6 protein-coding genes are annotated in these 5,646 nt (G+C 72.1%); 3 read left to right on the top strand and 3 right to left on the bottom strand.

The window, feature by feature from the left end; genetic code table 11:
* The 3 genes from MR1_RS18390 to MR1_RS18380 form a co-directional block, all read left to right on the top strand.
* Nucleotides 1-1,580 (top strand): malate synthase G (locus MR1_RS18390; protein ID WP_157518377.1); only part of this gene is annotated, 1,580 nt, incomplete at its 5' end.
* A 52-nt stretch (nucleotides 1,581-1,632) separates the two neighbouring features.
* Nucleotides 1,633-2,481, top strand: coding sequence for an exodeoxyribonuclease III (locus tag MR1_RS18385; protein WP_067250528.1), 849 nt, complete (start codon nucleotides 1,633-1,635; stop codon nucleotides 2,479-2,481).
* A gap of 5 nt (nucleotides 2,482-2,486) precedes the next feature.
* Nucleotides 2,487-3,329, top strand: a complete 843-nt coding sequence (locus MR1_RS18380) for an HAD family hydrolase (RefSeq protein WP_067250534.1) — start codon at nucleotides 2,487-2,489, stop codon at nucleotides 3,327-3,329.
* 192 nt (nucleotides 3,330-3,521) lie between these two features.
* Here the strand turns inward: MR1_RS18380 and MR1_RS18375 are convergent, their stop codons facing one another.
* The 3 genes from MR1_RS18375 to MR1_RS18365 are packed head-to-tail and all read right to left on the bottom strand — an operon-like array spanning nucleotide 3,522 to nucleotide 5,327.
* A complete protein-coding gene (locus MR1_RS18375; protein ID WP_067250524.1) occupies nucleotides 3,522-4,148 on the bottom strand; it encodes a dihydrofolate reductase family protein in 627 nt (208 codons plus the stop codon).
* Nucleotides 4,145-4,876: a winged helix-turn-helix transcriptional regulator gene (locus tag MR1_RS18370; protein ID WP_084344921.1), complete on the bottom strand. Its 732-nt coding sequence runs from the start codon at nucleotides 4,874-4,876 to the stop codon at nucleotides 4,145-4,147. The genes MR1_RS18375 and MR1_RS18370 overlap by 4 nt, the downstream gene beginning before the upstream one ends.
* Before the next feature lies 1 nt (nucleotide 4,877).
* Nucleotides 4,878-5,327 carry a VOC family protein gene (locus MR1_RS18365; RefSeq protein WP_067250520.1) on the bottom strand — a complete coding sequence of 150 codons (450 nt, stop codon included), beginning with the start codon at nucleotides 5,325-5,327 and terminating at the stop codon, nucleotides 4,878-4,880.
* Between the last annotated feature and the right edge of the window lie 319 nt (nucleotides 5,328-5,646).

The raw sequence follows: 5,646 nt of genomic DNA, 5'->3' as shown, positions 1-5,646 counted from the left end.
CCGTGCGGACCGCCGGCGGCGTGCGCCGTCTCGCCGACGCCACGGCCTTCGTCGGCTTCGCCGGCGATCCCGAGGAGCCCCGCGCGGTGCTGCTGCGCCACCACGGCCTGCACGCCGAGATCGCCGTCGACAGGAACGGGCCGATCGGGCGCACCGATCCCGCGGGCGTCCAGGACATCCTGCTGGAGTCGGCGATCACCACCATCCTCGACCTGGAGGACTCCGTCGCCGCGGTGGACGCCGAGGACAAGGCGCTCGGGTACCGCAACTGGCGCGGCTTCATGGACGGCACGCTCACCGAGACGGTGACCAAGGACGGCCGCACCTTCACCCGCGCCCTGGCCGCGGACCGCACGTACCGCACGGCGGCGGGCGACGAGGTCACCCTCCCCGGCCGGGCGGTGCTGTTCATCCGCAACGTCGGCCACCTGATGCGCACCGACGCCGTGCTCGACCGGGACGGCGAGCCGGTGTTCGAGGGGATCCTCGACGCGGTGATGACCGCGCTGGGCGCCCTGCCGGATCTGGAGGGACCGGACGCCGGGCGCAACTCCCGGACCGGATCGATGTACATCGTGAAGCCGAAGATGCACGGCCCCGAGGAGGTCGCGTTCGCCGTCGAGCTGTTCGACCGCGTCGAGGAGGTGCTCGGGCTGCGGCCACGCACCCTGAAGATCGGGATCATGGACGAGGAACGGCGCACGTCGGCGAACCTCGCCGCCGCGATCGCCGCCGCGTCCGACCGGGTGGTCTTCATCAACACCGGCTTCCTCGACCGCACCGGGGACGAGATCCACACCTCCCTGCACGCCGGCCCGTTCCTCCCCAAGGCCGCGATCAAGGCGCAGCCGTTCATGCAGGCGTACGAGGATCGCAACGTCGCGATCGGCGTCGCCTCGGGACTGGACGGGCACGCGCAGATCGGCAAGGGCATGTGGGCGGAGCCGGACCTCATGCGCGCGATGCTGGAGAAGAAGATCGCCCATCCGCTGTCGGGGGCGTCCACCGCGTGGGTGCCGTCTCCCACCGCGGCCACCCTGCACGCCCTGCACTATCACCAGGTGGATCCGTTCGCCGTGCGCGCGACGCTTCCGCCGGTCGGCGAGGACGCCCTGGACCGGCTCCTCGTCCCGCCGCTCGCGGGAGAGGGCGTGCTCACCGCGGACGTGGTGGCGGAGGAGCTCGACAACAACGTGCAGTCGATCCTCGGATACGTCGTGCGCTGGATCGACCAGGGGATCGGCGTCTCCAAGGTCCCCGACATCCACGGCACCGGCCTGATGGAGGACCGCGCGACCCTGCGCATCTCCAGCCAGCTGCTGGCCAACTGGCTCCTGCACGGCGTCATCACGCCGGAACAGGTGGATGAGAGCCTGCGCCGGCTGGCGGAGGTGGTCGACGAGCAGAACGCCGGCGACCCCGCCTACGAGCCGCTCGCCTTCCCGGACGGGGCGGAGCCCGGGATCGCCTACACCGCTGCTCGCCGCCTGATCCTGGAGGGGGCGGACCAGCCGAGCGGCTACACCGAGCCGCTGCTGCACGGTCTGCGGCGGGAGAAGAAGGCGCAGCAGCAGCGCTGACGGCATCCGCCGCCGGTCCAAGGATGTCCGCGACCGAAACTAGGCTGGACGCATGCGTCTGGCGACCTGGAACATCAACTCGATCCGCACGCGCGTGGCCCGCGCCGTCGACTTCGTCGTCCGTGAGGACATCGACGTGCTCGCACTTCAGGAGATCAAGTGCACGCCGGAGCAGTTCCCCTACGGCCCGTTCGAGGACGCGGGCTACCACGTCGAGGCGCACGGGCTGAACCAGTGGAACGGCGTCGCGATCGTCAGCCGCGAGCCGATCACGGACGTCTCGACCGCGTTCGCCGGCATGCCCGGGTTCGCGAAGGGGCATGACGGCCCGGACGCTCCGCTGGAGGCGCGCGCGCTCGGGGCGACCGTCGGCGGCGTGCGCGTGTGGAGCCTGTACGTGCCCAACGGGCGCTCTCTCGGCGACCCGCACCTCACCTACAAGCTGCACTGGCTGGAGGCGCTGCGCCAGGCGACCGCCGCCGAGATCGCCGCGGACCCGGCGCAGCCCCTGGCGCTGGTGGGCGACTTCAACATCATCCCCTTCGACGACGACAACGGCGATCCCGACATCGTGGTCGGGCGCTCGACGCACGTCTCGCCGGAGGAGCGCGCCGCCTTCTTCGCCCTGGAGACCGCCGGGGTGCAGGATGTCGTCCGCCCCCTCCTCCCGACCGGGTACACGTACTGGGACTACCAGCGACTGAAGTTCCCCCGCAACGAGGGCATCCGGATCGACTTCGTCCTCGGCTCGCAGCCGTTCGCCGACGCGGTCACCGGCGCGTCGATCCACCGCGACGAGCGCAAGGGCGAGCAGCCGAGCGACCACGTGCCCGTGGTCGTCGACCTCGACCTCGGCACGACGGCGGACGCGGACGACGACCTGCCGATGATCTTCGCGTGACGACGATGCCCGCCTCGTCCTCCGCGGCGCCGCGCACCGCGCCCGTCCGCCTGATCGCGACGGACCTGGACGGCACGCTCCTGGACGCGGCGGGCACCGTCACCCGGCGCACGCGAGCGGCGCTCGACCGGGCCCGCGCCGCCGGCGTGCACGTCGTCCCCGTCACGGCCCGTCAGCCGATCGGTCTGCGCCAGCTCGCCGCGGACGCCGCCTTCGACGCGTGGGCGCTGTGCGGCAACGGCGCGTACGGCATCCACCTCGTGACCGGCGAGGTCCTGTTCGCCCAGGAGATCCCGGCCGCGGTGCAGCAGGAGCTCGCCGAGGCGCTGTCGCAGGCGATCCCCGGGCTCCTGTTCGCCAGCGTCCGCGAGGCCGGCGAGGGCTTCGTCACGCAGGAGGGCTACGCCGCGCTCGCGCGCCTGAGCGACCACAAGCGCGATCCGCGGGACATGGTCGGGGTCCCCCTCGCGGACGTGCTGTCGGCACCGAGCCTGAAACTCGTGATCCGGCATCCCGAGGTGCCGATCGCGGAGATCTTCGCCACCCTGCGCGGCCTCGGCCTGTCGGGCTTCGAGGCGACGTTGTCCGGTGCGCCCTTCGTGGAGGTCATGGCGGAGGGCGTCACCAAGGCCACCGGCCTCGCCCAGCTGTGCGCGCGTCTCGGCATCGCGCGGGAGGAGGTCGTGGCCTTCGGCGACGGCCTCAACGACCTGGAGATGCTGGAGTGGGCCGGGCACGGGGTGGCCGTCGCCAATGCGATCGACGTCCTGCGCGACGCGGCCGACGAGGTCGCCCCCGGCAACGACGACGACGGCGTCGCCCGCGTGATCGAGCGCCTCGTCGCCTGACCCGCGGCTGCGCCCGGCGGCCGCCTTCGCCGCACCATCGCCCCGCGAGGACCAGCCCCACGCCGGCCTCCGCCTCCCGCCGCATCAGGCGATCGCGCGAGTTCAGGCGCGGGGCCGCGTTTTCTGCCTGATGCCGCGCGATGGCCTGAGCTCACGCGACAGGCCGGCGTGCGCGGGCACGGACGACGCGGGTCACTCCCCCATGACGCCCGTCTCCGGCTCGCCGGGGGCGCCGGGCGCGTACCGGAGCGAGAGCGTGCCGTTGTCGCCGCTCTCCGCATGCAGCAGGCGCAGGTTCGCCGGGGCGGCGCCTTCGGGGAACACCTTCTTCCCCTGACCCAGGACGATCGGATAGACCCACAGCTGCAGTTCGTCGTAGAGGCGCTCGGCGAGGAGCGTCTGCGCGAAGTCGATGCTGCCGATCACGTGCACGTCCTGGTGCCGTTCGCGCAGCGCCGCCAGCTCGGCGGCCAGGTCCGCGCCCACGCGGGAGCTTCCCTGCCAGTCCAGGGCGATGTCCGCGTCGCGGGAGGCGACGTACTTCGGCACCCGATCGAAGAGCTGCCCGATCGCCCCCTCCGGGCCGGTGGTGTGGTGCGGCCAGTAGCCCGCGAAGATGTCGTACGTGCGTCGCCCCAGCAGCAGGGCGTCGAGGGTCTCCATACCCTTCATCACGCTGCGTCCGACCGCTTCGCTGGGGACTCCCGCCTGCCACCCCCCGAACCGGAACCCGTCGGTCGGATCCTCCTCGGGCCCGCCCGGGGCCTGGGCGACGCCGTCGAGGGTGGTGAACAGGTCGATGATGATGCGTCCGGTCATGATGTGCTCCCTTGCAGCTCTGGTTCGGACGAGCCGGCCCCCGCGCTCCGGGCGGGGATCGGCGGGATGTGGAAGGTGCGGGCGAAGTCGGCGAGCGCGGAGACGTCGCCGCGGACGACGGCCAGGAGATCCTGGTCGATCGCCTCGGCGGGAGTGACCTCCCGCGCGATCAGCCGGCGGATGCCGGGACCGGCGACGATCAGCGCGTCGGCCTCGCCGTCGGGAAGCGCCCCGCCCACGGGCGGCGCCGGCGGGGCCAGCTGCACGACCGACAGCGTGCCCGCGTGCACCCGCACACGGAGAGCGACGTCGCCGACGTGCAACTCGTAGTCCCCGTCGACGGCCTCGTCGCGGCGGAACGCGGTGCGCAGGGCCATCGTCAGGGAGTCGGGGGTCACGATGTCGCCCTCCTGCGGATCCCCCATCGCCTGGAACCCCCACCTTCCGAGGGCGAGGATCACCGGTTCCAGCTCGCGGCCGTAGGGGGTGAGCTCGTACACCAGCCCGCAGTTGCGCAGCGGTACCCGGCGCACGACGCCGCCCTCCTGCAGATCCTTGAGCCGCGTGGAAAGGATGTTGGTGGGGATGCGCGGCAGTCCCTGCTTGAGGTCCGTGTAGCGCCGGGGGCCGACCAGCAGATCGCGGACGATGAGCAGCGCCCACCGTTCCCCGATCAGTTCGACGGCCGTCGTCACCCCGCAGTACTGGCCGTAGCTCCGCGCCGCCATGTCAGGCCGACGCGGCAGCGCCGTCCTGGTCGGCGAGGAACGCGTCCGGCCCCTGCTCGGCGGCCTCGGGGGCCATGTAGACGAACTCCATGCCGTTGCCGTCGGGATCCTCGAGGTCGCGCGAGTACATGAAGCCGTAGTCCTTCGCCTCGTTCGGCTCGCTGCCGCCCGCGGCCACGCCACGGGCGATGGTCTCGTCCACCTCTTCGCGGGAGTCACGGCTCAACGCGATGAGCACCTGCGCGCCCTCGCGGGGATCGAGCACGGGCTTGTCGGTGAAGGTCGCGAAGTACTCGCGGGTGAGCACCATGAAGAACACGTCGTCGCTCCAGACGACGCAGGCCGCGTTCTCATCCGTGAACAGCGGATTGATCTCGCATCCGAGCGCGGTGTAGAACGCCTTGCTGCGCTCGAGATCCGACGTGGGCAGGTTGACGAAGATCTTGGTCACGACCGACTCCTTTGTGCGGTGAGGCGCGAGGCGACCCGCCCCGCACTCGCGATACTTGCAAAAAACAAGTTCCGCTGTCAAGAGCCCTCCGCCAGCGCAGGCGCGGGACGTCGCCGAGCGGGCACGCGCGGACCCGGCGAACGCGGATCCGGCGAACGCGGGATCAGGCGAACGCGCAGGATCAGGCGGCGCGCGCCCTCTCCTGCCTGACTCCGCGCGGATGCCTGATCTCGCGCTGCGGACGCGCGGGCGTCAGCGTCGGCGCAGGCCCGCCAGGGCGAGCGCCCCGGCCCCGGCCGTGAGCGCGGCGACCACGGCG

Source organism: Microbacterium resistens NBRC 103078 (assembly GCF_001552355.1).
GTDB lineage: Bacteria > Actinomycetota > Actinomycetes > Actinomycetales > Microbacteriaceae > Microbacterium > Microbacterium resistens.
This window is presented reverse-complemented; position numbering and strand designations above follow the sequence as displayed.

Bases quoted from the DNA above. Each gene is read 5' to 3' on its own strand.
- MR1_RS18375 (WP_067250524.1), bottom strand. From the start codon at position 4,148: ATGACCGGACGCATCATCATCGACCTGTTCACCACCCTCGACGGCGTC.
- MR1_RS18385 (WP_067250528.1), top strand. From the start codon at position 1,633: ATGCGTCTGGCGACCTGGAACATCAACTCGATCCGCACGCGCGTGGCC.
- MR1_RS18370 (WP_084344921.1), bottom strand. From the start codon at position 4,876: ATGGCGGCGCGGAGCTACGGCCAGTACTGCGGGGTGACGACGGCCGTC.
- MR1_RS18380 (WP_067250534.1), top strand. From the start codon at position 2,487: ATGCCCGCCTCGTCCTCCGCGGCGCCGCGCACCGCGCCCGTCCGCCTG.